At 51.7% G+C, this 25212-nt stretch carries 21 protein-coding genes; 6 read left to right on the top strand and 15 right to left on the bottom strand.

The genetic code is table 11. The annotated features are described in order from the left end of the window. Positions 1–41: 41 nt before the first annotated feature. The 4 genes from BLT02_RS04235 to BLT02_RS04215 all read right to left on the bottom strand — a co-directional run bounded on the left by BLT02_RS04235 (position 42) and on the right by BLT02_RS04215 (position 5740). Complete coding sequence (locus BLT02_RS04235; protein WP_092991916.1) at positions 42–1277, bottom strand: CaiB/BaiF CoA transferase family protein; 1236 nt, start codon at positions 1275–1277, stop codon at positions 42–44. Positions 1278–1549: 272 nt separating this feature from the next. After that, complete coding sequence (locus tag BLT02_RS04230; protein WP_092991914.1) at positions 1550–2866, bottom strand: GntP family permease; 1317 nt, start codon at positions 2864–2866, stop codon at positions 1550–1552. 49 nt (positions 2867–2915) lie between these two features. After that, the gene (locus BLT02_RS04225) at positions 2916–3716 is read right to left on the bottom strand and encodes an enoyl-CoA hydratase-related protein (RefSeq protein WP_092991912.1); all 801 of its coding nucleotides are present in this window, start codon (positions 3714–3716) and stop codon (positions 2916–2918) included. 551 nt (positions 3717–4267) lie between these two features. Next, a complete protein-coding gene (locus BLT02_RS04215; protein ID WP_242869693.1) occupies positions 4268–5740 on the bottom strand; it encodes a sigma-54 interaction domain-containing protein in 1473 nt (490 codons plus the stop codon). Between the two features lie 677 nt (positions 5741–6417). Here BLT02_RS04215 and glmS point away from each other — a divergent pair. Then, complete coding sequence (gene glmS, locus BLT02_RS04210) at positions 6418–8256, top strand: glutamine--fructose-6-phosphate transaminase (isomerizing) (RefSeq protein WP_092991906.1); 1839 nt, start codon at positions 6418–6420, stop codon at positions 8254–8256. Positions 8257–8422: 166 nt separating this feature from the next. Here the strand turns inward: glmS and BLT02_RS04205 are convergent, their stop codons facing one another. Genes BLT02_RS04205 through BLT02_RS04195 form a run of 3 tightly spaced genes read right to left on the bottom strand, consistent with a single transcriptional unit; the run spans position 8423 to position 10033 of the window. Beyond that, positions 8423–8881: a S24/S26 family peptidase gene (locus BLT02_RS04205; RefSeq protein WP_139187410.1), complete on the bottom strand. Its 459-nt coding sequence runs from the start codon at positions 8879–8881 to the stop codon at positions 8423–8425. A 2-nt stretch (positions 8882–8883) separates the two neighbouring features. Continuing rightward, on the bottom strand, positions 8884–9144 hold the full coding sequence (locus BLT02_RS04200; RefSeq protein ID WP_175453686.1) for a PqqD family protein: 261 nt from the start codon (positions 9142–9144) through the stop codon (positions 8884–8886). Positions 9145–9199: 55 nt separating this feature from the next. Beyond that, positions 9200–10033, bottom strand: a complete 834-nt coding sequence (locus BLT02_RS04195; RefSeq protein ID WP_092991902.1) for a hypothetical protein — start codon at positions 10031–10033, stop codon at positions 9200–9202. 371 nt (positions 10034–10404) lie between these two features. Here BLT02_RS04195 and pbp4b point away from each other — a divergent pair, with 371 nt between their 5' ends. From pbp4b to BLT02_RS18185, 3 genes are all read left to right on the top strand, one after another. After that, on the top strand, positions 10405–12462 hold the full coding sequence (gene pbp4b, locus BLT02_RS04190; protein WP_092991900.1) for a penicillin binding protein PBP4B: 2058 nt from the start codon (positions 10405–10407) through the stop codon (positions 12460–12462). 180 nt (positions 12463–12642) lie between these two features. Continuing rightward, entirely contained in the window at positions 12643–14220 is a 1578-nt protein-coding gene (locus BLT02_RS04185; RefSeq protein ID WP_092991898.1) for an ABC transporter substrate-binding protein/permease, read from the top strand. Next, positions 14210–15343, top strand: a complete 1134-nt coding sequence (locus BLT02_RS18185) for an amino acid ABC transporter ATP-binding protein (protein ID WP_092991896.1) — start codon at positions 14210–14212, stop codon at positions 15341–15343. Before BLT02_RS04185 ends, BLT02_RS18185 begins: the two co-directional genes overlap by 11 nt. 197 nt (positions 15344–15540) lie before the next feature. Here the strand turns inward: BLT02_RS18185 and BLT02_RS04175 are convergent, their stop codons facing one another. Further along, on the bottom strand, positions 15541–16068 hold the full coding sequence (locus BLT02_RS04175) for a nitroreductase family protein (RefSeq protein ID WP_092991894.1): 528 nt from the start codon (positions 16066–16068) through the stop codon (positions 15541–15543). A 133-nt stretch (positions 16069–16201) separates the two neighbouring features. Further along, positions 16202–16564, bottom strand: coding sequence for a VOC family protein (locus tag BLT02_RS04170; RefSeq protein ID WP_092991892.1), 363 nt, complete (start codon positions 16562–16564; stop codon positions 16202–16204). A 181-nt stretch (positions 16565–16745) separates the two neighbouring features. Here BLT02_RS04170 and BLT02_RS04165 point away from each other — a divergent pair, with 181 nt between their 5' ends. Further along, entirely contained in the window at positions 16746–17672 is a 927-nt protein-coding gene (locus BLT02_RS04165) for a DUF1848 domain-containing protein (protein ID WP_092991890.1), read from the top strand. A gap of 43 nt (positions 17673–17715) precedes the next feature. On the opposite strand, the gene BLT02_RS04160 is transcribed toward BLT02_RS04165, so the two are convergent. Then, positions 17716–18414, bottom strand: a complete 699-nt coding sequence (locus BLT02_RS04160; RefSeq protein ID WP_092991888.1) for a DUF434 domain-containing protein — start codon at positions 18412–18414, stop codon at positions 17716–17718. A gap of 700 nt (positions 18415–19114) precedes the next feature. Between BLT02_RS04160 and BLT02_RS04155 the strand changes: the two genes are divergently transcribed. After that, positions 19115–20386 (top strand): M15 family metallopeptidase, encoded by a 1272-nt coding sequence (locus BLT02_RS04155; RefSeq protein ID WP_092991886.1) that lies wholly within the window; start codon positions 19115–19117, stop codon positions 20384–20386. Positions 20387–20621: 235 nt separating this feature from the next. Here BLT02_RS04155 and BLT02_RS17710 read toward each other — a convergent pair whose 3' ends face one another. The 5 genes from BLT02_RS17710 to BLT02_RS04130 all read right to left on the bottom strand — a co-directional run bounded on the left by BLT02_RS17710 (position 20622) and on the right by BLT02_RS04130 (position 24713). Next, positions 20622–21386, bottom strand: a complete 765-nt coding sequence (locus tag BLT02_RS17710; protein WP_092991883.1) for a phosphoribosylanthranilate isomerase — start codon at positions 21384–21386, stop codon at positions 20622–20624. Continuing rightward, complete coding sequence (gene trpC / locus BLT02_RS04145) at positions 21383–22171, bottom strand: indole-3-glycerol phosphate synthase TrpC (protein ID WP_092991881.1); 789 nt, start codon at positions 22169–22171, stop codon at positions 21383–21385. Before trpC ends, BLT02_RS17710 begins: the two co-directional genes overlap by 4 nt. Before the next feature lie 25 nt (positions 22172–22196). Continuing rightward, positions 22197–23231 carry an anthranilate phosphoribosyltransferase gene (gene trpD / locus BLT02_RS04140; protein WP_092991879.1) on the bottom strand — a complete coding sequence of 345 codons (1035 nt, stop codon included), beginning with the start codon at positions 23229–23231 and terminating at the stop codon, positions 22197–22199. A gap of 862 nt (positions 23232–24093) precedes the next feature. Further along, positions 24094–24474 (bottom strand): type II toxin-antitoxin system death-on-curing family toxin, encoded by a 381-nt coding sequence (locus tag BLT02_RS04135; protein WP_092991877.1) that lies wholly within the window; start codon positions 24472–24474, stop codon positions 24094–24096. Then, positions 24471–24713, bottom strand: coding sequence for a type II toxin-antitoxin system Phd/YefM family antitoxin (locus BLT02_RS04130; protein ID WP_092991875.1), 243 nt, complete (start codon positions 24711–24713; stop codon positions 24471–24473). The genes BLT02_RS04135 and BLT02_RS04130 overlap by 4 nt, the downstream gene beginning before the upstream one ends. Positions 24714–25212 lie beyond the last annotated feature (499 nt).

The raw sequence follows: 25212 nt of genomic DNA, 5'->3' as shown, positions 1-25212 counted from the left end.
ATTTGGTTCACAGGCACCCGGTTTGCTTTGACAATTCTATTTTATTTTGTCACGGTCACAACGCCATCGTCAATATATTTCTGGATCACGTCATCCGCATATCCATACTCCTTGAGCACTTCAATGGTATGCTCGCCGATCATGGGCGCCTGGCGCTCCAGAGTGGGGGCGATGTCTTCGACGGTTTCAGGCTCGGTGAGCGTGAAACGGATCGGAGTCGTGGGCTGCTTTGTCACAGTCCCGTCATTGTTGGCAAAGGGAACGATATACTTGTTCTCCAGAGCCTGAGGATCGTTGACGACTTCGCTCAGATGCTGGACATGATCGTAGGCGATATCCGCGCGGGCAAACATTCCCTCGATCTCTTCCATGGTGTGCTTTGCGAAAGCAGGGGCCAGGATGCTGACCAACTCGGCGGAGTGGGCTTTCGATCCGACCGCTGTCGCAAAGTCGGGATTGTCGATCAGATCTGTCAGTCCCAGTTCCTCAAACAGCTTGTTGTTGTAGCGGTCGGGTTCCAGAATACTCATATAGAACCATTTGCCGTCGGAACTGCAGTAGGTGTCCATGACGGGGCTGCCGGGATTGAGACGGGTCTTGGGATATTCATCACCGTACTGGACGGAGACCATACCCGCGCTCTCACTCCAGATCGCCTGACCGAACAGAGAGATCATGACCTTGCAGCCCTTGCCGGTCTGTGCCTTCTGGTAGAGAGCTGCGGAGATCCCGCCTGCCAGTGAGCAGGAGGTCGTAGCATCGCCGAAGCCGATCAGAGGATTGATCGGGCTGGTATCCTTTTCCGTGAGGTCGATCATTGCGCCCGAACGGGCCCAGAAAGCGACCGTGTCAAAACCGGCATTGTCTTTGGCAGGGCCGAAATCGCCGAATCCGTTGATCTGTGCCCAGATCAGATGAGGAAATTTTTTGCTCAGTGAGTCATAGTCCAGGCCCAGGCGCTTCAAAGCTCCAGTCCTGTAGCTGCTCACGAAAACGTCCGCCGTCTCAAGGATCTTGTCCAGGATAGCCTTGCCTTCCTCCTTCTTGAGGTTGAGGGCGATGCCCCTCTTGTTCATGTTGTAGATCGTGTAGAAGGGGTTGCAGTCCTTTTTGGTCGGGCAGGACATCGTAGCGCCGGTCCCGCGTCCGGGATCACCGAATCCGGGCTCGACTTTGATGACATCCGCGCCCCAGTCCGCGAGGATCCTGGCTGCGCCGGGACCTGCGACAAAATAGGTAAGATCGATAACCTTTACACCCTTTAACGGTTGAAACATAATTACCCCACTTTCCGGAACACTATAAACACTTTATATTTTGCGGGAGTCCACTGTGTTCCAATGCGGACCCCCGAAAAAAGAGCAGTCATGCTTATCGTCATGCCGACACGCACCTGCGCCAGGTCTTCCGGGGCAGACCGTTGCCTTCGCTTGACCCTGCTGTGCCCCACTAACCTGCGCCAGGTCTTCCGGGGCAGATCTGCGCATCACAAAATGCAGGGCATTCTATGACAGCGTCCCTGCCAATGGATCCGAAAGAGACCCGGTGATCACGGCAGACCAGGGAACAGGGTGAACAGAATGACACCGATCAGGGAGCCGATAAACGGGATCACGACACTGAGGACACAGGTCAGAGGATAAGAGTCGCGGTGCGTCTCTTTGCAAAGACCGGTTGTGATCGTGACGACAACGCCGTTGTGGGGCAGTGAGTCAAGTGCCGAAGAGGAAAGGCTCATGACACGGTGGACGATAGCAGGGGAAATTCCCATCTGTGTATACACGGGACCCAGGATCGGGACTGCAATGCCCAGACCACCGGAAGCGCTTCCGCAGATACCGCAGATGACGGTGGTTCCGATGAGCAGGGAAAGAAGCCTCGGGCCGGGGATATTGAGCATGACCTGAACGATGTCCTGGAAAGCATCTGTCGAGGAGACGACAGCGCCGAATCCGACGACGCAGCAGGTGTTGCTGACGGAAATGATCGCGGTCGTCAGGGCTTCCTGGAAGGAGACCTGGAGCTTTTTGCTCTTATCGATATATTTCCACATAAGACCCAGGGCGGACAGGGCTGCGATGAAGACGGCCGCTTCCACAGGGAACTTGGCCTCTCCGAGCTTGATATTGACGAGGACAATGCAGATGATGAGCGGGATCAGCGCTATGATGAAGCTGGGAAGCTCCTGATTATCATCTGTAGAGAAATCATCGTCCGCTCTTTCCACAAAATGCTCACCGTTCTTTACCGCATTGTCGAGCCAGAATTTCAGATAGGCAATACCCGCAATGCCCATGAAAGCGATGGAGATGAAGCCGACCACGGCTCCTGCCATGAAGCTGGTTCCCAGATTGGTCGCCGGTACCGCGTTGTGGATCTGAACTGCGCCGGGGGCGATCATACCAAAGGTCGCGACGCCGAAGAAGAGCGTACCGGGAAGGGCGCGTCTGGGAAGATCCGCTTCACGCCAGATTTCCAGAGCGATCGCGAAAACGCAGAATGCGCCGACGTGGGCGGAGACGCCGCCATAGGAAAGGATGGCGCAGGCGATCGGGACAGAGACGAAGGCCCAGTCTTTACCGATACTCTTGATGATCGTCTGGGCTATACTCCTCGCCGCGTTGGTGATATCCATGAATTTCGCCAGTACCGTACCTGCCAGGAACAGCAGGAAATAATTCTTGAAGAACCCCACGAAACCTGTCATATAGGTTTCCTTGAATGTTTCATAAGGAGAGAGTCCGTTGAGGATAATAACGACTGCCACACAAATGAAAACAGTCAGGTACAGATTGAGGTTCTTCATGATGAGAAACATCAATAAAGCAAAGGCAAGCACAATGCCTAGAATGCCCAAAGTATTCATATGGTATACCTCATTTCTAATTTGCGATCTGTCGTGTCACAAAAAGTGATCAGCGGTTTTTAAAGACAGGTTTCCTCTTCTCCAGGAACGCGTTGACGCCTTCCTGCTTGTCCTCTGTACTGAATACGACGGCTGCGCAGTCCTTCTCGATCTCGAGGCCATTGCGCAGATCGGTGTCCACGCCGCGGTTGATGGCGACTTTGCAGTAGGCGATCGCCACAGGAGAACGCAGCAGGATCATATCCATCATGGCCTTTGCTTCGTTCAGCAGCTCATCCGCAGGGACGACTTTATTGACAAGACCGATCTCCTTAGCCTCGTCTGCCTTGACCTGACGGCAGGTGTAGATCAGTTCTTTCGCGATCCCGGTTCCGACAAGCCTGGAAAGTCTCTGTGTCCCCCCGAAGCAGGGGATCAGACCGAGGTTGGCTTCCGGCTGTCCGAAAACGGCCTTCTCGGAAGCGATCCTGATGTCACAGCTCATGGAGAGTTCGCATCCGCCGCCCAGAGCAAATCCGTTGACCGCGGCAATGACCGGTTTCTCGACGCATTCGATCTTGTTGAAAAGAGTCTGAGCGCGGTCTGCATACTTCCTGCCCTCCGCAGCCCCGTAAGACTGCATCTGGCTGATGTCCGCTCCTGCGACGAAGGCTTTTCCATTTCCGGTAATGATCACTCCCAGGACATCCTCATCCTCAGCGATCGCTGTAAAGAAAGCGTCGAGCTCACCGAGGGTCTGATCATTCAGCGCATTCATTGCCTTAGGACGATTCATAGTAAGGATCGCGACTTTTCCATCAAGTTCGCCTTTCACAAACTCTGTTGTCTTTGCCACTTCCGTAAATTTCATCTTAGTACCTCCTCTCTTGGATGGACGATTGTTCCTGCTGCAGAAGGGCCGGACTTACCGGCCGGGGCAGGATCCGCAGCTTTTCTTTCCTTTTCCATTCCATTCCTTTGATTTCCATGCCCGGATCCAAAGCAAGTCCGGATTCAAAACAAGTCCGGATTCAAAACAGGATCGGATTCAAAACAGGACCAGCCTGGAAAAGGAGAGGTTCCCACATATTCTTTAAAGCAATTGCTGTGCCAAAAATAACAAGGTGTATCCAAACCTTTTTATATCAGGTTCCTTTGTGGTATTTATATAATTTTTATATTTTTCAATACTTTCCCGCCATTTGGCTTTTGTGGAAAACAGACAAAACAGAGCAGCCATTGTCCCCCCTTCATGTAAAAAAAGCTGTCATAACTCAGGTTATAATTGCAAAACGCTCCATTATTGAAGCATTCATAAATGGAGCGTTTCAATAATGGAGCGTTTTTAAAATCTTTGTCGGAGCTTTGCCGGAAGACGGACTGCGCTGAATCCTGTCAGGAAAGCAGCTGCCCCGTCTCCAGTCAGGAAGTGCCTGAGCCATCTCCCTTTTGTTCTTCATTAAGATAAGCCTGCCGCTTTCTGACATAGGTCGGCATGCTCATGCCAAGATATTCCGCCGCTTTGCGGACACTGTGGAATTTCTCGTATGCCGAGAGAATCATTGTTTTTTCAATAGCTTCCAGATAGGCTTTCATGGAGCCGATCTCGTGCACCAGTTTTATCATCTCATCAGGTTCTGTCACCTGGGTCACTGTTTTCTGAATGGCAGTCTCGGTATGCTTTTTGTGAGCGGATTCCATCTTGACCGGCAGATCCGACATCACGATCTCCAGCCCGTCACAGACCGCATAGGCGCCCTTGATCACGTTGTCCAGCTCACGGACATTCCCGTCCCAGGAATGAACGCAGAGCGCGTGCATGACCTCTTTCGAGATCGAAACATTCCGCTTATATTCCTGATTCAGCTTGTCCATGTAGTAGCCCACGAGCAGCGGGATGTCCTCCCTCCTCTCGCGCAGAGGGGGCAGATTGATGTTGATCACGTTCAGACGGTAGTAGAGGTCCTCGCGGAAGGTCCCCTCACGGATCATCTGCTCCAGGTTCTTGCGTGTAGCGGAGATCACGCGGATATCTACCGGGACAGGCGTGCTGCCGCCCACCATATCCACCTCCCGCTCCTGCAGAACGCGGAGCAGCTTGGCCTGCATCACCATCGGCATATCTCCGATCTCATCCAGGAAGATCGTGCCGCCGTCCGCCTGTATGAATTTTCCCTTGCGGCCGCCCTTTTTGGCTCCTGTGAAGGCACCCTCTTCATAACCGAAGAGTTCCGATTCCAGCAGTTCACTCGGAATCGCAGCGCAGTTGACGCTGACAAAGGGGCGGTGGTTGCGCGCCCCCGTGTAATGGATCGCCCTGGCGAATACTTCCTTTCCGGTGCCGCTCTCTCCGGTGATCAGAACTGAAAAATCGGTTCTGGAAGCCTGGATAGCCAGCCGCTTTTTTTCCTGAATGATATCGCTTTTTCCAATGATATCATTGAAACCGGGTCTGGATTCATTGAACTGTTCGTACTGCTCACGCAGAAATTCCAGTTCGTTGTATTCCTTAAGCATGCGTCTGGCCGACTGTATGGACTGCTCACGGAAATGGACCTGGGCCACACCTCCGATGACATTGCCCCTGGAATCCTTGACGAATGTCCGGCTGACCAGAACGAAATCATTTTTGGCATCCTTCACATATCCCGGGACATACTTGTGCAGCGCCAGGTCCTCCCGGTACTGGTTTTTCATGATGTCCGGCATCTTGCTGTTGGGTATGACATTCGTGATGGGCTTTCCTATGATCTCCTCTCTCGGTTTCCCCAGGAACCTGCTGTAGAGTTCATTGATGTCCGTGACGATGGCGTGGTTGTCCACAACGATAAACCCGTCATCAGACAGGCGCAGCATTTCATCAAATATACGCTTATAGAATTCGGCTCTTCTCAAGCAAACCCTCCATCTGATCGCACATAGTCGAATCTTGATCGTACGGTTAATATGGATCTTTGTTTTTCCGTCCACTCGAGCCATACGGTTTCCTTCTTATGTCAAAATATAAAGCAAAAACTGTGCCATAGTTTTCAGAAGAGTGATCTGCTTCTGTCTTACGGCTGCGGAGAGAAAGGGGACGGCTACAGTACAGACCGGCTCGAAACTCGAGGCGTTTTTCGCGGCTTTTTCGCGAAAAACCCGAGTTTTACGGCGAAAATCCCATCGCGAAGCGATTTGGAATGGGATTTTCGCAAGCTACAGTACACGCCCTCGATAGGGCGTGTACTGTAGCAGGGGACGGCTACAGATTTTTGTCTCCCTTCATTACGCTTGCCTGAACTGCCGGCCTGTGCTATACTCATTTCCTGAAGTACAAAAATTATCTTTTTTTCATCCATAAATTCAGGCAAAGGCGTCTGGAATCAGGGGGGGAATCCTGCCCTGTTTCCTGATGCCTTTCTTTTTTATCACCCTGAGTACCTGCAGCCCGAAATACCGGTCAGGAAACGCTAAGACAAGGGTATACTCCCGGTCAGGAAACATAAAAAAGAATACTATCGATCAATACTATCGATCAGGAAGCATAAAAGTAACAGAGGAATAATACAGAGGTTAAAGACAGAGGTAAAAATATGTGTGGAATTGTCGGATATATTGGAAACAGACAGGCGGCGCCCATCCTTCTGGAAGGGCTGTCGAAGCTGGAATACCGCGGGTATGATTCCGCGGGGCTCGCTGTGCGGGACGGCGAAGCGGAGCCTGTCATCGTCAAAGCAAAGGGACGTCTCAAGATCCTGGCGGAAAAGACCGATGACGGTCTGAGCCTGCCCGGGAACTGCGGCATCGGGCACACCCGCTGGGCGACTCACGGAGAGCCCTCGGAGGGCAACGCACACCCGCACTGCACAGATGACCGGTCGATCATCGGCGTTCACAACGGCATTATCGAAAACTATCAGGAGCTTCGGGACAAGCTGGTCCGAAAGGGTTACTCCTTCCATTCGCAGACAGATACCGAAGTCGCGATCAAAACGGTCGATTATTATCTGCGCAAATACAACAAGGGGCCGATCGACGCCATTGTCCGGACTATGATGCGTGTCCGGGGATCCTATGCCCTCGCCTTCATGTTCAAGGAGTACCCGGGCGAGCTCTATGTCGCGCGCAAGGACAGCCCCCTGATCATCGGTGTAGACGGAACTGATACCTATGTGGCCTCGGATGTCCCCGCGCTTTTAAAGTATACCCGGAATGTATACTACATCGGCAATCTCGAGATTGCCCGGCTGGGTGCCGGATCCGCCACCTTCTATAACATCGACCAGGAGGAGATCGAAAAAGAGGTCACGCAGATCAAGTGGGATGCGGAATCCGCGGAAAAGGGCGGTTTCGAACATTTCATGATGAAGGAGATCCATGAGCAGCCCAAGGCTGTCCAGGACACATACAATGCGATCGTCAGGGACGGGCACGTAGATCTTGAAGGTATCGAAATAACGCCGGAAGCCATTGAAAAAATACACAATATTGTGATCGTCGCCTGTGGCAGCGCCTATCATGTCGGGATCAGCCTGCAGTACGTCATAGAGGATCTGGCAAGGATCCCCGTCCGTGTGGAGCTCGCCAGCGAGTTCCGGTACCGGAAGCCCATCCTTGACGCGGACACGCTGGTGATCGTCATCAGCCAGTCCGGGGAGACTGCGGATTCTCTGGCTGCCCTGCGGGAGGCAAAGAGCCGCGGCGCCAGGACTCTCGGTATCGTCAATGTCATCGGCTCCTCCATTGCCCGCGAGGCGGACAATGTACTCTATACGCTGGCAGGACCGGAGATCGCGGTCGCGACGACCAAAGCCTACTCCACACAGCTGATCGCCGGCTATCTCCTTGCCATAGAATTCGGCAGGGTCCGCGGGAAAATCACAGAAGACCAGTACGCCCGCTATCTGGAGGACATCGCAAAGATCCCCTCCCAGATCACCCGCATCCTGGAGGATAAGGAACGTATCCAGTGGTTCGCCGCCAAATACTCCCACGCGCATGATATTTTCTTCATTGGACGCGGAGTCGACTACGCGATCTGTATGGAGGGAAGCCTCAAGATGAAAGAGATCAGCTATGTACACTCCGAGGCTTATGCCGCCGGCGAGCTCAAGCACGGCACCATCAGCCTCGTGGAGGAAGGCACCCTCGTCATCGGCTCCCTCACTCAGCCCGATCTCTTTGAAAAAACCATCAGCAACATGGTAGAAGTCAAGAGCCGCGGAGCCTACCTCATGGGCCTCACTTCCTACGGTTACTACAGTGTCGAAGACACGGCTGATTTCACAGTCTACGTTCCCCGCACAGACCCGCATTTCGCGAACAGCCTCGCCATCATCTCCCTCCAGCTTATGGCCTACTATGTCAGCGTCGCTAAAGGCCTCGATGTGGACAAGCCCAGAAACCTCGCCAAAAGTGTTACAGTGGAATGATATTTCCCCTGAAATCTCCCCTGCCGGCGCCCGGCGCCGGCAGTTTTTTTCGTCATTGCCCCTTTTGAATTTCAGTCCGGAAATTTTTCAGTCCGGAAATTTTTCAGTCCGGAAATCTTTCAGTCCGGAGATTCTTCCGTAGTCATCTGGTTCGCGACGGGCAGTCTCACGATCTTCCCATCATTTTTTTGATCACCGGCAGGATCCCGAGTTTCCGCGCAGCTCTCACTGCCAGTCTCCGGCATTTGAACCCACAGCGGCGAAGCGGATAGACGGTATCCCAGAGGCAGACATAGGTCTGATATCCTCTGTCGTCTGCGGAGATCTGCCTGCCCTTGCGCTGAAAGCCGTCCAGCACCCCGATCACGGCGCTGTCGGGCACGATCTCCAGAGTATAGGTATTGTCGCCCCGGATCAGATAATGGCCGTCCCCGACGCCCACCACCCGGTGCAGGACATAATTATCTCCCCGTTTATAGAGCGCCACATCATATTTTTTCAGACGTGAAGAAGGAACCCGGATCACCACCAGGTCCCTGTTCTGCCGCAGCATAGGTTCCATGCTCACGCCTCTGGTCTTGTAAACCAGCTTCCCGTCCCGGGCAAGGATGTCTTCAAAGGTCATGCTCATTCCTCGATCGCGTTGATCTTTCTCAGAGTGTCCAGGATCTTCTTCACATCGGCCGCGATCGTCGCGCGGTCCGCGTCATACTTCGCGCACATTTTGTCAACGATAGCTTCCTCTGTGGTCTCCTCTTTCAGGCAGTCCACGATAAAGGCCGCCGTCTTATTGCTGCGCACGATACCGCTGAAGGACTCCGCGCCTACAGGCACCAGGAACTGGGTGTCATCGATCTCCTGAGTGATAAAATCCGATTTCAGTTTCATATCAAATCTCCTTTTGTAAAAAACCTTTTGTAATGGGCCTTTTGCAATGAGCCTTTTACAATGAACCTTTTGCAAGGAGCCCATTCATCCCCTCCCAGGCCGTCCGCGCCGCTTCCGGCTCCATATTGCAGCCCAGAGTATAGAAATCTACGGCGTTCAGAATCTTTTTCTCCAGAATCATGATCCCCGCCATCGTGGATGGATTTTGAGAGAAAAAGGCCCGCTTCATCAGTTCCGGAAAAGCATCTGCTTTCGTCATCGGTTCTATATGATTCTGTTCATCTCTGTACAGGTTGACAATGGCTTTTAAAGGTGCACAGGCGTTGCGGCTCAGGCGGTGTTTGCCGTTCCATGGCGTGCCATATACCATGACACGTTCATTTACATGGTCATTCCTGTCATTGCCGGCCGCATCTCTGCAGCTGTCTGCACAAGCCCCTTTGCCGGTCTCTTTTTCTCCGAAGATCCGCAGCATGGGCTTATCGTCATTGATCATCCAGACGCGGTCCCCGAACATCTCCCGCCAGAGCCTGGTGTGTGTACTCTTGCCGGTTCCGCTCTTTGCCGTAAAAATGTAGGCCTCCCCGTCCATGCACAGAGCAGAGCCATGCATCAGCAGGACACCGTGCCCGACGAGTTTTTCCGCCAGCAGAGAATGGATAGCATTATTTTCCAGAAACTCGTCCGACCTCCGGCGGGCGGGAAATCCCTCAGCTTCGTTCATCCGGTCAAAGTCCGACTGCATCCGGACCAGGTCTTCGGCAGACGGTTCAATAGTGCACACCGGCTCTTTTTCACTCAAATAATCCCTCAGGAAATCTCTGTTGACACTGTACCGGCACCTGATCAGGACAGGTATCCCGGCAATCTCTATCGTGAATTTCTCCAACCGTTTCTCCTCTACAAACTCCCTGACTTGCGGAAATCTTCTGACTCCAATGGCTCAGATTATATGGGAATTCCCCGCATTAATCAAGTGGAGAATCCCGTGGAAGAGCCCTTATTCTCCTGTTCATTACACATTGTTGTCCAATCGGATTTTGCGTTGGAAACCACGTAATGGTACACCGGGCTGCATCGAGTTTCGTGACAGTCTGAACGCCAGCTTCTTGTTCTTTTGTCTGGCTTATATTATGATTTTGAGTGACATTGATAAAAAAAGACTCAGAAAGTCTTTACGGCATCCCACTGTAAACCAGAGATTATTTCAAGCATAATGGAAGCATAATAATAGAAACATTAAAGAAGGAGGTCCCGGATATGATCATGTTCAGACAGTATAAAAAAAGGATATGCGCAGTTCTTATCTGCTTACTCCTGATTCTGGCCGTGACAGCATGTACCGAAAAGAAAGAGGGTTCGAAGGCTGCCGGAGAAAACGGCATTAAAGTAGCTGTTCAGGAGGTTTCTCCCTCTAAGGAGCCCTACGGAAAGGAAGAAGTGACCTATCCCTACTGGAAAGGCTATGTGGACGATACCCTGGCCATGAATCATATGTACAGCTTTTTGGGCTTTCACGGGCAGGGGTCACTGCGCCTGGGCCCCTCGAAGAAAGTCACGGGATTCCGTCTCTATGTCAACGAGGTCCTTGTCGACACCGCTGAATTGACCGGCGGGAAAAAATACGATCTGGATATCTCCTCTCTGACCAGAGACGGAGAAAACACGGTCCAGATCTCGGGGATCACCCCCAATGTCACAGACGCGACCGTGACCCTGTGCGTCCCTTATCCGGAGGTCCTTCCGGGTACAGCGGAAGAGGAGGGCTTCTCCGCCCAGGCCCTGGAGATGGTCTCGGACCTGATCGAGACAGACGTCAGCCACGGCTTCACCAGCGCCCAGCTTGCAGTCATCCGCAACGGAAGGCTGGTCTATGAGAATGCCTGGGGAAAGACCAACAGCTATCTGCAGGACGGGAGTCCGGACACGGAAAGTCCGGAAGTGACAACAGAGACTCTCTATGATCTTGCCTCCCTGACGAAGATGTTTTCCGTCAACTATGCTCTGCAGAAGCTCGTGACGGACGGGAAGGTCAGTCTGGACGCAAAGATCACGGATTTTCTGGGGAAAGAGTTTGTAAAGGAAACCCTCTATGTGCCCAATGAGAAGGGACAATATCCGGAAGCAGACCTCAAGCAGATCAAGAAATGGAAAAAGGAACTGACGATCAGGGATCTGCTCCGTCATCAGGGCGGCTTCCCTCCGGATCCTAAATACAGTGCACCTTTTCTTTACGATGATGAGGTACCGGAGGGTGAGAGCTACCCGGAGAACCCGCTTTTTGCCGGCAATAACCCCGGGAAAGAAACCACGAAGGCAACGGTCGACATGATCTGCAGGACTCCTCTGTGGTATGAACCCGGCACAAAGACCGTGTATTCCGATCTGGATTACATGATCCTCGGTCTCGTTGTCGAAAAGACCACAGGCGAAAAACTGGACACCTGGCTCAAAAAGACTTTCTGGGATCCGATGGGTCTGACACATATCACCTACAATCCTCTGAGAAACGGCTTTGCCAAAGATGACTGCGCGGCCACTGAACTGAACGGAAACACCCGTGACCACCTTCTGGATTTCCCGGGCTACCGGACTTATATCCTCCAGGGAGAGGTACATGACGAGAAGGCATTTTACAGCATGGATGGAGTATCCGGCCATGCAGGCCTGTTCGCGAGCGCATCGGATGTGGCAAAGCTTGCCTCCGTCATGCTCAGCGGCGGATACGGCGGGAACCGCTATTTCTCACAGAACGTGATCGATCTGTTCACGGCGCCCAAGATGGAGAACGCGGCGAACTGGGGACTTGGCTGGTGGCGTCAGGGCGACGGTCAGAGGATCTGGTATTTCGGCTCACAGGCCGGCTCAAACACCATAGGCCACCAGGGATGGACCGGCACCCTTGTCATGATCGACCTGCAGCGCAATCTGGTGATCGCCTATCTGACGAACAAGATCAACACCCGGGTTACGGACTTGAAAGAAAATCCAAACGACTTTGACGGCGGCTGGTACACTGCTTCCACTCTTGGTTTTGTTCCCCAGATCCTCTCCATGGGGATGGATTCGGACACGGACATCAGCGGCCAGCTTCTGGACCTCTCCGTGGACATGGCGCTCGACAGTCTGAAGCTGATCCCGGAGGATCTGAATAAAAAAGCGCGCCTGGCCGGAACCCATCCGACTGTCAGGAACGCGCAGAGCAAATTCGAGCTGTTTACGCACATGGCTGAAAAGAGCAAGGACAAGGCAAAGGCAGACTCTCTCAGGGAGAGCCTCCGGAACGCTTTTGATAAAGCCTATGTACAGCTTCCATAACCTTTCCTTTTAAACACGGGACAAGGATCAAGCAGCTTCTCCATTCTGAACAGATCTGTTCAGATCTGTTCAGAAAATCGCTGCCATGTGTAGAACTGACTTGTTCATGTGTATAACTGACTTGTAGTTGAAGACTCGCTCATACTCTCCGGCAGACGGGGCAGGAAAGAGGTTCAAAAAATGAATAAAAGAATCATTATCCGGCTATACCTGCTTTTGACCGCTCTTGTCCTGGCTGCCTCTGTGTTCTGCCGGGTAAAAGCCCGGGCAGTAATACCATCGGTCTCCGGACAGGCTCCCTTCCACACTGAAGACCCCCTGGAGATGGACAGGCCGGAAAACACGATTGGTATCGTAACCGGAGCCGGGTCGGAAACTCTGGTCAGAAAGCTTTTCCATAAGGCAGAGATCAAAAGCTATAAAGGACCGACGGAACTGATCCTGGGGCTGGAGCGGGGGCAGGTCGATGCCATTGTCTACAACGGGATCGTCCTGGAAAACGCGCAGCGTGAAAAACCGGACAAACTCTATATACTGAAGACACCGGTCGGGACAGACGAAATCTGTATGACCGTTTCCCCTAAAACAAAGATCAAATCGCTCCACAGTGAAGTGACAGAATTTATGGAGGCCAAAAAGGAACAAGGCTATCTGGACGACCTGTATGACCGCTGGACTTCCGGAAACGGGTATGTAATGCCGGACATTCCCGAAGCGCAGCAGCCCAGGGCAGTCATCACTACCGGGACACAGGGAACAATAGTGCCCTATTCCTTTTATCAGGGAGATGAGCTGATCGGTATGTGTGTTGAGCTCGTCAGGACCTTTGCCCTTGAGTATGGCTATGCCGTGGATTTCCGTGTAGAAGATACGACCTCTCAGCTCTCCGATGCGGAATTCGGCCGGATCGATATGACGGACGGCGGTTTTTTCTATACAGAAGAAAGAGCCGAACAGGCAGATTTCGTTTTTCCCGCCATCCATGAAGTACCGACTGAAATGATGGTGCTGGCCCAAAATGCCGGCCCTTCATCCACTTTTCTCGACACAATGCGGGTAAATTTCGAAAAGACCTTTATTCGTGAATCCCGCTGGAAGCTGATCCTGGACGGGCTGCGGGTCACACTCCTACTCTCCTGCTGCTCTCTGGTCCTGGGAACGATCCTGGCCTGTCTCTTCTGTGCGGCAGCAGGAAGCCGGTTCAGGGCAGTCTCCCTGTTCATGAAATCTGTTATTGAACTGGTCAACGGTATGCCCATTGTCCTCTTCCTGATGATCTGCTTCTATGTGATATTTGCCAGAACGGGTCTCCCGGAGATGATCGTGGCGATCATTGCCTTTGCCACAGATTTCGGCTGCCGGGGCGCCGTGACCCTCGACAGCGGGATACGAAGCGTGGAAAAGGGCGAAATCGAAGCTGCGGAATCTATGGGGATGAGCCCCTTCCAGATCCACCGCCTGATCATTTTTCCTCAGGCGGTACAGAACATCTTCGGCGTCTACAAGACCCAGGTCGTCAATCTGATCAAAGCCACCTCCGTGGTGGGTTACATTGCTGTACAGGACCTTACCAAGGCTTCGGACATCATCCGGGCCCGGACCTATGAAGCCTTTTTCTCCCTGGTCTTTACAGCCCTGATCTATTTTCTGATCTGCCGCCTTGTCCTGCTCCTGCTTTCCATCGCTGAAAGGAAACTGAATGGAAGGAGATCCAAAGTAAAAAGAACGCCTGAAAAGGGGAAAAAATATGCAGAATAGAAAGGTTCTTCTGGAGATAAAGCATCTCGCAAAAAAATACGGAGATCTTGCCCCTCTGCAGGACGTGAACTGTACGGTTGAAAGCGGTGAAGTGATCTCTGTGATCGGTCCCTCCGGCACGGGGAAAAGCACCTTCCTCAGATGCATCAACCGTCTGGAGATTCCCGACAGCGGAGAGGTGTATTTTTCCGGAACCCTTATGAGCGACAACAGGAAACAGCTTCGGGAAACCCGCAGGAAGATCGGAATGGTCTTTCAATCCTTCAACCTGTTTTCCAATATGACTGTCCTCGAAAATCTGACCGTCTGCCCCATAACGCTCAAGGGTCTCGGGAGAAAGGAGGCGGAGGCAAAAGCCAGGTCCATGCTGGAGACAGTCGGCCTTGCCGGCCGTGAAAACAACTATCCGGACGAATTGTCCGGCGGTCAGAAACAGCGCGTAGCCATTGCACGTACCCTCTGCATGGATCCCGACCTGCTCCTTCTGGATGAACCGACCTCTGCCCTGGATCCCGCCATGGTCGACGAAGTCCACTCCGTGATCCGCGACCTGGCTTCAAGAGGATACACCATGCTGATCGTGACCCATGAGATGCGTTTTGCCGAAAATGTCAGCAGCAGAGTTTTTTTCATGTCTGACGGAAGGATCTATGAAGAAGGAAACCCGGAACAAATCTTCCATCACCCTGAAAAGGAAAAGACGCGCATCTTTGTCAATCGGCTGAAAACCTGTGAGATCGTATTTCAACATCCTCAGATCGATTACGCGAAGACCATTGCGGAACTGGCCGCTTTCTGCCACAAACAGTCAATGGGCATCCGGACTGTCAATCTCGTGACCCGCATTTTTGAAGAAGCTGTTTTTGAACTGCTGCAGACGCGCGAAACTGCTTTCCCGGTCCGGTTCACAGTCGAATGCGGAGATGCCGGGCAAAGCCCCGCCGTTTCCATCTGCTATCAGGGAGATGAATTTGACCCCCTCAAGGATGATGACCTTCTGTCTGTCAGGATCCTCAAGGGCACGACATCAAAGGCGGAGTATTCCTATGTTGAAAGAGAAAACCGCCTGTATTTTCTCCTTCCTGCGAAAGACACCCTCGTAGAAACCCGAAAGATCATGTAGGCCGGCAAACCAGGGAGAGCCGGAAATACATGGAAAGCCGGAAGAATATGAAAAGCCGGAGAAATATAAAAACCGGGGAAATATAAAAACCGGAAAAATATGTAACAAACAAAGGGATGGCTCTCTGGTCTGGTAAACCCTGACAACAGAACCATCCCCTTTCAAATACTTCAATTACTATCTCTTACTCAGTCTTTTTATCTCACATAGAAAAGCCTGTTTTTGGCGCGCGGTGCCGCCTCCGGCTGATCTCCGTTGACATAACCGACTGCACAGTGTCCGATACCTTCCCACTCGCCCTCGACACCGAGATCCGCGAGGAGTTTTTTGTATTCCTCCATCTCGAATTCCTCTTTGGCACGGTGGATCCAGATGCTCCCGAGACCAAGAGAATGTGCCGCCAGCATCAGGTTGCCCATCACAAGGCTGCCATCATAAACGCATGTGAAGCTGCCTTTCTTTGCAAGAACGATCAGGATGACAGGCGCCCCATAGAAAGGATCAAATCCTTCCTTCCAGCCGCCGATCCTGCAGTTGTCCGCTGCAAGTTTATCCCTGATCTCTTTGTTTGTCACTGCAACAGTGATCACGCTCTGTTTTCCCATACCGCTGGGCGCGTACAGACCCGCTTCCAGGATCTGCTCGATATCCGCCTCCGCCGGCATATCAGGCTTAAAGCTGCGGATGCTCCTGCGTTCTTTCATGGCTTTGATTACGTCGTTCATTCTTATTTACCTCCTGCTTTTTTAAAGCTCTTCCTGTTCCCTGAACTCCATTTTACCATGGTTTGTCCCCGCGTAAATATCAAAAGCGAGCATGTGGACCAGGAGTGACCGGGGAACGAATTCCACAATACCCCTACGTCGGGGTTCCAACTTCGATCAGATTGCCGTCCGGGTCGTAAAAGCGGACGACCTTTTGACCCCAGCTGTGGGTCATCAGCCTGTTCACATAGCGCACTTCCGGATATTTTTTCTCCAGTTGTTCCACAAATCCCTCGATATCGGGCTCCTCAAAATACAACTCACTGCAGTTGTTCTCCGGAGTAATTTCCCTGTCCAGGAACTTTTTCCAGATCTTCTCATCCTGCAGCACGAGGCCTTCTGTAAGGATCATGTTCCCGTCGTTGTCGAGCAGAAGATCAAGCCCGAAGACGTCATGATAAAAGTCTCTCGACCGCTCTATGTCCTTTACAACGATCAGCACATTTTTCAGTTTCATCCATATCCTCCTCCACGAACAGATTCGTGCTGTGTATCCTCCTTCACGAGCAGATTCGTTCTGTATATCCTCCTTCACGAACAGATTCGTTCTGTATATCCTCCTTCACGAACAGATTCGTGCCGCAAAACATGCTACAATATATTTTTGTAAGACTGTCGTAAGAAAGAGAGACACCGTGATGATCATCCAGACTGGAAACCGCACAGATATCCCCGCCTTCTATCCGGAATGGTTCGCCAACCGTCTGCGGGAAGGCTATGTGCTCGTGCGAAATCCTTTCAATCCTGTCCAGGTAACAAAATACCGGTTCGATCCATCCATCGTCGACCTGATCGTATTCTGCTCCAAGAATCCCGGGCCAATGCTTCCCTATATGAGTCTCTTAAAGCCGTACAAACAGTACTGGTTTATCACGATCACACCCTACGGCAGGGACATCGAACCCAACGTTCCAGAAAAAGAGCTGGTTATAGACACCTTCTGCAGTCTCTCGAAAATCGTCGGTCCGGAGCGCATGTGCTGGCGGTATGACCCGATCCTTGTCGATCAGGAATGGACTGTCAGCCGTCATATCGATGCTTTTTCCTCCATGTGTGAAAAACTGGAAGGCCGGACATATACTTGTGTCATCAGCTTTATCGACCTTTATGAAAAAGTATGGAGGAATTTCCCTGAGGCAAGGACAGTACCGTTTGATGTTCAGATGCACCTCACAAAAGCCCTTGTAAAGATTGCGGCCCGGCATCAAATGATCATCAAGCCCTGCGGGGAAGATCCGCGGCTGGCCTCTGCAGGCGCGGACTTATCCGGCTGCATGACACTGAAGACCTTCGAGGCCGCAGTAGGGCAGAACCTGACCCTGCCGCCCAATCCCGGCAATCGGAAGGAATGCACCTGTTACATCACAAATGATATAGGTCAATACAACACCTGCGGGCACCTGTGCCGATACTGCTACGCGAACGCAGATATCACGACTGTAAAGAATAATATGCTCAGGCACGACCCTTCCTCTCCGCTCCTCGTGGGGAGGCTCCGTCCGGAAGACAAAGTTCATGAGGCGAAACAAAAGAGCTGGATCGATCCGCAGCTTAGGCTGTTCTGAGCGGGCTTGGGAACCAGCCCCTTCCCCTGGTCCGCCCTGTTTTTTACCAGACTTGAATAGTGTCTTTTCCCTGCCGCTCCAGGCATTCCGGTGTCAAATTGACCCAGCTTATGCAATGATCCAGTATGATGGAATCGGATGTGACCACGTTTTCTTTCCCGTATAATTCCCGGTCGACATCCCTGAGGATCCGGATGTCCAGTATAAAGGGGTATTCTTCGCCAAGGTCAGCCATACAGGTTTTCAGACGTCCGGAATTTGAGACAGGCTGGTCGAGCAGGATATTTACTCTGCTTACTCCTGCCTCCCGGAGAATGTCGAACAGCATACGGATCGCAGCTTCAGTCTCCGGAATCAGTCTGTAGGTGCCGCGAAGAGCAGCCAGGTCCCTGATCGTGCCGTCCATGCAGGCAAAGAGAATAGAATCACTCAGCAGAACTTCCAGAGTGATGATCGTATTAAAGCCGTCGATCCAGACTTCTCTGCCGGACAATGAAGTGAGCGGCACCTGTTTTTCTTTTCTGTTTTCAATCTGTGTCTGCGTGGCAACACTCCGCATGATCGCAAGTCGTTGGCGTTCCGAGAGAAGGTAGTGATTGCCCACAAAGGTGACAGCCTGTTTCAGGTCATATCCCTCATTCAGGAGATAACAGACGTGACGGGAGGCAGTCTTCATATTTTCCAATGCAGGAAGAGAGAAGTTTCTCTCGTCCTCCGGGACGAAGCCGCGCTTTGCGTTCATGATGGTATCTCCTTCTGGCAGATTACCGCAAGCCAATGCATGTTAAAGATGGTGCTGTACTCGTTAAAACTCGAATTCGATTTATATGGCTGCTGGTTTCTTTCTATCTTACAACTGTGTTCTTTTGTTTTTTCGGAATCAATCTGAGTCAGGAAATTATTACGGGTTTCAATTCTCTCCGAAATAGTACCGTCCGCAGGTTCATGACGTGAAATGTCCGAAGGTCTGCAGACTGTTTTGCCATCGTTTACAAATCCATAGATTCCAGATTCTTATTATACATTATGCAGAAAGGCTATGCAAAATAACTCGAAATTCAGTCAGCTGTCAATCAAAGAAAAATTTCCTGATCTGTACAGGCCTGCCTGAAAGCTTTAGCAATAATACATACATGTAGTCATCCTTTTTAACAATGCAGCAGCTCCGAAAGCACAAGGTCACTTATGCCGAGGAAAGAGTAAAGCGATATTCCGGCTCCGGAAGTCCAAGGTCACCTATGCTGGTGAAGAAGAAAAGCGACCAGCGTAAAATAACCAATACTCTGTGATAACAGCCGGTGCTTTGTGAAAACAATTTAAAATAATACGAAACCGTTCCCATTCTGATGAATTCTAAGATATTATAGTATCGGCACTTGTGTTTGTGGGGTTTTTAAAAAAATCACAATATCAAAACAACAAAACAAGCGAGGGAAAAAGTTATGAAAAAAACATGGAAAAAATGCTGCAGCCTGATCGTTGCGGCTGGTATGGTATTTGCGCTTGCGGCTTGTTCTTCCGGAACCGCTGCTCCTGCCGCAGATACAGAAAAAGAAACGGAAGCTCCAGCAGACGTTTCCGCTGCGGATTCTGTTGAAGATTCTGATGATGCTTCTGCAGATCTCTCTGTTGCTGCCGCTGAGGAAGCTTCTGCGACTCTTTCCGCTGACGCCGCTGCCTTTTCGACCGCAGCAGCTACTGAGTTTTCGACTGCGGGAGCCGCTGCCTTCTCCACTGAGGAGGCTCCTGAAACTGCTGCCACTGCTGCCACGGACAGCGCACAGACTACCGCAGAGAGCATAGACTATCTCGTGCTGGTCAACAAGATTCATCCCCTGCCTGAGGGCTGGGAGGACGCGCTTGAGACAGTCCATACGACAAATTCCCTGGGCGATGATGTAGAGGTGGAAAAGAAAACCTATGATGCCTACCTGCGCCTGAAGGAAGACCTGGAAAAGGAAGGTGTGTACGTGGATCTTGATTCCGGCCGCCGCAGTGTCGCTGATCAGCAGAGGATCATGGACGACTTTACAAAAAAATACGGTGCGGACTATGCCGCAAAGACAGTTGCGACTCCGGGCTTCTCCGAACACCACACCGGACTGGCGCTGGATCTGTATCTCATTATCGACGGCGTTGACGTTTTTGAAAACGAAGATATGATCCAGTATCCAGAAATCTGGGAGAAAATCCATGCGAAGATTGCCGACTACGGCTTTGTCCTCCGCGCTCTGGAGGGCAAGGAGCATCTCACCGGCTATGGCTATGAGCCCTGGCACATCCGGTATTTGGACAATGTAGATATCGCAAGAGAGATCATGTCGACCGGCGTGACCCTGGAGGGTTACCTCGGAGATGTCAATGAGACAGATGTGGACATCGACTACGGCACTTCCGAACTCTACAGTCAGGAGGACCTGGAAGAGGCCGACATCCAGATCAAATGCAACTTTGCCTCCTGGAAGGGCTGTGAGCTCCACAGCCTGCGCTATGCCGGTGATGAGTGCTGCACCGAAGAAAACATCGCATGGCTGAATTCCCATGAAGGCGTAACAGAAAAATACACACAGGTCGCCGAATTCCTGGGCAGCTTTCACAGCCCGGTCGAGAGTGGTCTCTCTCCCTTGACGCCTGACACTGAATACACCGATTACCAGTGGTGGCTCGGGCGCACTGAAAACGGTGGATGGGAAATCGTAGATTCCGGTTATTGATGGTTCTGATGCTGATGGTTCTGATGCTGATGATCCTGCTGTTGATCATCCTGCTGCTAATCATCCTGCTGTTGATCATTCTGCTGTAAAAAACCCGGTTCAGGGTCTTCCCCATGGAAGATCCCGAACCGGGTTTTCTATCATGTACATCAGATACATCAGGTCAGTATCCGGTCAGCAGGAGCGGGCTGCCCGGTCGGGCCTTGCCGCCTGCCATGCCTTCATTTTAATCCGGTCAGCAGGAACGGGCTGCCCGGACTGCCGCGAGCACTTTGTCCCTGTCCTTCTGACGGTTTGTCTCAACCCCGGAGGAGATGTCAACTGCTGCTGGACACAGCCTTAAAACAGCATCCGGGATATTCCCCGGGGTCAGGCCGCCTGCGAGAATGAAAGGACGCCGGAAGGATTCCGCGTTACTGTCCACGCCCCCTCGAGGGGCGTGACAGTAACTTGCGTTCGCCCATGCTGAATTCGCTTCGCGAATGGGGCGAACGCCGTTCCACTCGGATTTTTCGCGAAAAACCCGCGAAAAACGCCTCGAATTTCGTGCCGGTCTGAAAAGTAACGATTCCACCTTTGACCAGTCAAAAACTTCCCCGGTGCCGTAACCGTTGTCCAAAAGAACCAGATCCGCACTGGATTCCATAGCCTCCGTCATCGATGCGCTGTTTCTGACCCGGAATGCTTTCCAGACAGTCAATCCTGTTTTTTCTTTCAATTCTTCAATGTACTTGTTGCTTTCACTGCCGTGAAGCTGCAGGATATCCGGCTGAATGTATTCTGCAGACCGGATCACGGTCTCCAGAGGCTGGTCTACGAATACACAGACAGGCCGGATCTCCGGGACCAGACGGTCTCTCAGAGCCTTCGCTTTTCCAAGGTCAATATTGCGGTGGCTTTTGGGAAAATGCAGGATAAATCCGGCATAATCCGGCAGCGCTTCATTCACATATTCGATATCCTGTTCACGGAACAGACCGCAGATCTTTATTTTTGTCATCGGGCCGCCTCCCGGAAATCATCGAGGAGCCGCTGTTTATCCGGTGAGCGCATCAGGGCTTCCCCCACCAGAACGGCATCAGCTCCGGTCTGGTACAGCTTACGGACATCGCCGGCTGTCTTTACGCCGCTTTCCGCCACATACAGGACATCCCGAGGGATCAGGTCCCGCAGACGCGAGGCATTCCTCAGGTCTACAGAAAAATCCTTCAGGTTCCTGTTGTTTACACCTATAATCCCGGCGCCTGCCCTGACCGCGGACCGGATCTCTTCTTCATCATGCGCCTCCACCAGGGCTGCCAGCCCGAGTTTCTCACATATGCCAAGATAACTTCGGATCGTCTCCGTATCAAGTAGGGCACAGATCAGAAGGATACAATCCGCTCCCAGACATCTGGCCTGGTAGATCTGGTAATCGTCCACCACAAAATCCTTGCGGAGCATAGGTGTCCGGATCAGGCTGCGGACATTCCGGAAGATCTCGTCAGAGCCCTGGAACCACCTGGGCTCAGTCAGAACAGAAACTGCGTCTGCTCCCGCCGACTCGTACTCCGATGCAGTCTTCCTGTAATCAAAGACCGGATCGATAAGTCCTTTTGAGGGGGAGGCCTTTTTGATCTCGCAGATAAAACGCAGACCCGGCTTTGCAAGAGCTGCGGAGAAAGCTCTGCCGTTCCCTCTTCCAAGGGAAAAAGCACGCTCCCTCATCTCCCCGGAGCTGATGGACGCCTTATCCCTTGCTATTCTCACTCTGGCATATCTCGCTATCGTATCCAGTATTGTCATACTAAATCTCCATAACTGCTTTTTTCTAACTACATAATTTCTCCGGCCTGTTGCTGACCTCGATCAGTTTCTCGAGCGTTTCCATGGCCTTCCCCGAATCAATCAGCTGTGCTGCCAGGGCAACGCCTTCCTTCATGCTGTCCGCTTTTCCTCCGATATAGAGGGAGGCGCCCGCATTCACCAGGACCGCATCTCTCTTCGGTCCGGGGGCTCCACGCAGAATAGCCCGTGTGATCTCCGCATTCTCTTCCGGCGTCCCGCCCTTCAGTTCTTCTTTCGTACACCGGATAAAGCCGAATTCCTCCGGTGTGATCACGGATGTCCGGTACCATCCATCCTTGATCTCACATACCTTCGTAGGCGCACTCATAGAGATTTCGTCAAGCTTATCCATCCCATACACCACCATGCCGCGCTTTATGCCAAGGCTCACCAGTACATGGGAAAGCGGCTCCACAAGATAGTCATCATAGACTCCCAGGAGCTGCATGGACGGTGTTCCCGGATTGGTGAGAGGTCCCAGAATATTGAAAACCGTCCGGAAGCCGAGCTCCCTTCGGATGGCGCCGACATACTTCATGGAAGTGTGATATTTCTGGGCGAAAAAGAAGCACATGCCGGCCTCTTTGAGCAGTTCCAGGCATTTTTCAGGGCTCTGATCGATATTGACGCCAAGCGCCTCCAGGCAGTCAGCCGTTCCGCACTGGGAGGATGCCGCCCGGTTGCCGTGCTTGCCCACCTTCATTCCGCCCGCGGCAGCGACCAGGGCGGAAGTCGTGGAAATATTGAAACTGCGTGCGTTATCTCCGCCGGTTCCCACGATTTCAAACAGATCCATGCCGGTCTCAACCTTCGTGGCATGTGCCCGCATGGCGGCGGCACATCCGGCAATCTCATCGGTCGTCTCCGCCCTGGCACTCTTTGTAGAAAGTGCTGCCAGGAAAGCCGCGTTCTGCGTCGCCGTCGTACTGCCGCTCATGATCTCATTCATGACGGTGTAGGCTTCATCAAAGCTGAGGTCACCTTTGCTGACGATCTTTACGATTGCTTCCTTAATCATTTGTTCTCCTCCTGAAAAACGATTGGAAGGCCTGGCGGAAATCCTTTCAGAAATAACCCGGCCTTAGCCCTGCCTGTGTCCTGCCTGTCTGTTTAAAGCGGCAGTACTCTCCCGCCGCGCAGGCAGAAAAACAGTTTTCCCATCCGCCGGAGACATAAAAAAGTCCCTGTCAGATGGATACATAGATACCATCTGTCAAGGACGAATAGATAAAAGCAATAGACACTATCCGCGGTGCCACCTTGATTTCACGGTCTGACCCGTGCACTTAGCGGGATACCAACATATCCCCGGCAATTGACGTCTGCCTGCAACGTCGCAGCATACTGGGAATAATAATTCTTTGAGCAATAATTCTTTGAATAATAATTCTTTTGACTGCGCCCTCAGGAGTCCATTCAGTGAAATATATCATACTGCGATCTCACCGCCCGCAGTTCTCTGTAATGACAGGGAAGCCACCTACTCACTCTCCCTCAACGGTTTTATTAAATTGCAATCACATTATCATAAATCCGTCTTTAGGTCAATGTTTTTTTGGCCAGTGAAGCCTCACACGACTACCGCCGCGTGCTTCCTACTACCTGCCTTACGGCAGGTTCACCTTGAGGGGGATCGGACTGCCTTTCCACCATACAGCCTTGGCTCAGTATCACAACGCCGCAGCAGTGAGCGCCGCAGAAACAAAGGCAGAAACAAAGGAAACAAAGGGAAACAAAGGGACGGTCCTTTTGTATCTGTCTCCCTGATTCCCAACAGTCAGAAGCACAAACAAGGGGACGGAAACAAAAGGACCGTCCCCGTGACCTACATTCCTTCATCACAGTCCCCGCGACCTACAAAAGGACTATACCCGTGACTTTTATATTGTTTCATGTTCCACCACCCACGCAAGCAACTCCTCATATTTCATTGAACCTTCAGCTACGGACAGGCCGACTTTGACAAGCTCGTCATCCGTACAGTACAACCGTATCCCATTCATTTCGAGAAACGCCAGCATGACATATATCCCGATCCGCTTATTGCCATCAACAAATGCATGGTTGGAAATCAAAGAAAAACCCAGGCGGGCGCCCTTTTCCTCTTTGGTCGGATAAAACTCTTTACCGCCAAATCCCGCGTAGATACCTTCCAGGGCAGAATCTAAAAGCCCTTCGTCGCGTACGCCTATGCTTCCGCCGGTGGCTTCTCCTATGATCTGATGCAGCAGCAATACTCTTTCTCTGGAAAACTTTATCATTTTGCAAGCTCCTCAAATGCCGCCCGATGTTCGCGAAGGATCCTGGCGGCTACAAACTCAAACTTTTCATCCTCTGTCATATCGATCTGAGGTTCCTGATCCAAATCAATGACAAGCAGCTTGGGCTTATTGTTCTTGAACACTACCACATGTCCCCTTTTTTCAGCCATCCTGGCAACTTTGGAAAAATTCTGATTCGCTTCTGTCGCGCTTACGATCGCATTCGTGTTAATTGTCATATTAGTTTTCCTCCCAAAACAATGATAGCAAATAATAGGTTAAATACAACCTATTATTTGCTTTTTTAGACTGTAAACATGTAAAAGCAGGGACATTTTGATTGTTTCAAAATACCGGGGTCACGTTTATGGTGTCAGGTAACAACGTGGTCAAACGAGCGTCAAATTAGGGAAATTTCACACTGAAGCCTGAAAATGGGTACAAAGAACCAGACGTATCTGCGATTTTTCTTTAAAAATCGCCAATACATCTCTTTTGAAAGCGTAATCAACCGGAGTGATTACCAGTTTCCAGGTACAGCAGGAGAAGAGCCGGTGCACCTTTGAGGCTCTGCATGCAAATTCAGCAGACGAGTGTGCCAAAAATAAGTGGTGTGCCAAAAATCAATGATTTTTGGCACAATGGATTGGTAATTAAATCCACTTGCTGAAAGGGGTCTCCGGGTCAAGGTTCAGCTGAGCGATCTGATTCCATCTGCGGTAAAAGGTCCTTTTGGAA

Source organism: Sarcina sp. DSM 11001, assembly GCF_900101015.1.
Lineage (GTDB): Bacteria > Bacillota > Clostridia > Lachnospirales > Lachnospiraceae > CAG-791.
Note: the sequence above shows the minus strand (reverse complement) of the source record. Positions and strands in the feature narration are given on the sequence as shown.

Bases quoted from the DNA above. Each gene is read 5' to 3' on its own strand.
- BLT02_RS04235 (WP_092991916.1), bottom strand. From the start codon at position 1,277: ATGTTTCAACCGTTAAAGGGTGTAAAGGTTATCGATCTTACCTATTTT.
- BLT02_RS04230 (WP_092991914.1), bottom strand. From the start codon at position 2,866: ATGAATACTTTGGGCATTCTAGGCATTGTGCTTGCCTTTGCTTTATTG.
- BLT02_RS04225 (WP_092991912.1), bottom strand. From the start codon at position 3,716: ATGAAATTTACGGAAGTGGCAAAGACAACAGAGTTTGTGAAAGGCGAA.
- glmS (WP_092991906.1), top strand. From the start codon at position 6,418: ATGTGTGGAATTGTCGGATATATTGGAAACAGACAGGCGGCGCCCATC.
- BLT02_RS04205 (WP_139187410.1), bottom strand. From the start codon at position 8,881: ATGACCTTTGAAGACATCCTTGCCCGGGACGGGAAGCTGGTTTACAAG.
- BLT02_RS04200 (WP_175453686.1), bottom strand. From the start codon at position 9,144: ATGAAACTGAAATCGGATTTTATCACTCAGGAGATCGATGACACCCAG.
- pbp4b (WP_092991900.1), top strand. From the start codon at position 10,405: ATGATCATGTTCAGACAGTATAAAAAAAGGATATGCGCAGTTCTTATC.
- BLT02_RS04185 (WP_092991898.1), top strand. From the start codon at position 12,643: ATGAATAAAAGAATCATTATCCGGCTATACCTGCTTTTGACCGCTCTT.
- BLT02_RS18185 (WP_092991896.1), top strand. From the start codon at position 14,210: ATGCAGAATAGAAAGGTTCTTCTGGAGATAAAGCATCTCGCAAAAAAA.
- BLT02_RS04175 (WP_092991894.1), bottom strand. From the start codon at position 16,068: ATGAACGACGTAATCAAAGCCATGAAAGAACGCAGGAGCATCCGCAGC.
- BLT02_RS04170 (WP_092991892.1), bottom strand. From the start codon at position 16,564: ATGAAACTGAAAAATGTGCTGATCGTTGTAAAGGACATAGAGCGGTCG.
- BLT02_RS04165 (WP_092991890.1), top strand. From the start codon at position 16,746: ATGATCATCCAGACTGGAAACCGCACAGATATCCCCGCCTTCTATCCG.
- BLT02_RS04160 (WP_092991888.1), bottom strand. From the start codon at position 18,414: ATGAACGCAAAGCGCGGCTTCGTCCCGGAGGACGAGAGAAACTTCTCT.
- BLT02_RS04155 (WP_092991886.1), top strand. From the start codon at position 19,115: ATGAAAAAAACATGGAAAAAATGCTGCAGCCTGATCGTTGCGGCTGGT.
- BLT02_RS17710 (WP_092991883.1), bottom strand. From the start codon at position 21,386: ATGACAAAAATAAAGATCTGCGGTCTGTTCCGTGAACAGGATATCGAA.
- trpC (WP_092991881.1), bottom strand. From the start codon at position 22,171: ATGACAATACTGGATACGATAGCGAGATATGCCAGAGTGAGAATAGCA.
- trpD (WP_092991879.1), bottom strand. From the start codon at position 23,231: ATGATTAAGGAAGCAATCGTAAAGATCGTCAGCAAAGGTGACCTCAGC.
- BLT02_RS04135 (WP_092991877.1), bottom strand. From the start codon at position 24,474: ATGATAAAGTTTTCCAGAGAAAGAGTATTGCTGCTGCATCAGATCATA.
- BLT02_RS04130 (WP_092991875.1), bottom strand. From the start codon at position 24,713: ATGACAATTAACACGAATGCGATCGTAAGCGCGACAGAAGCGAATCAG.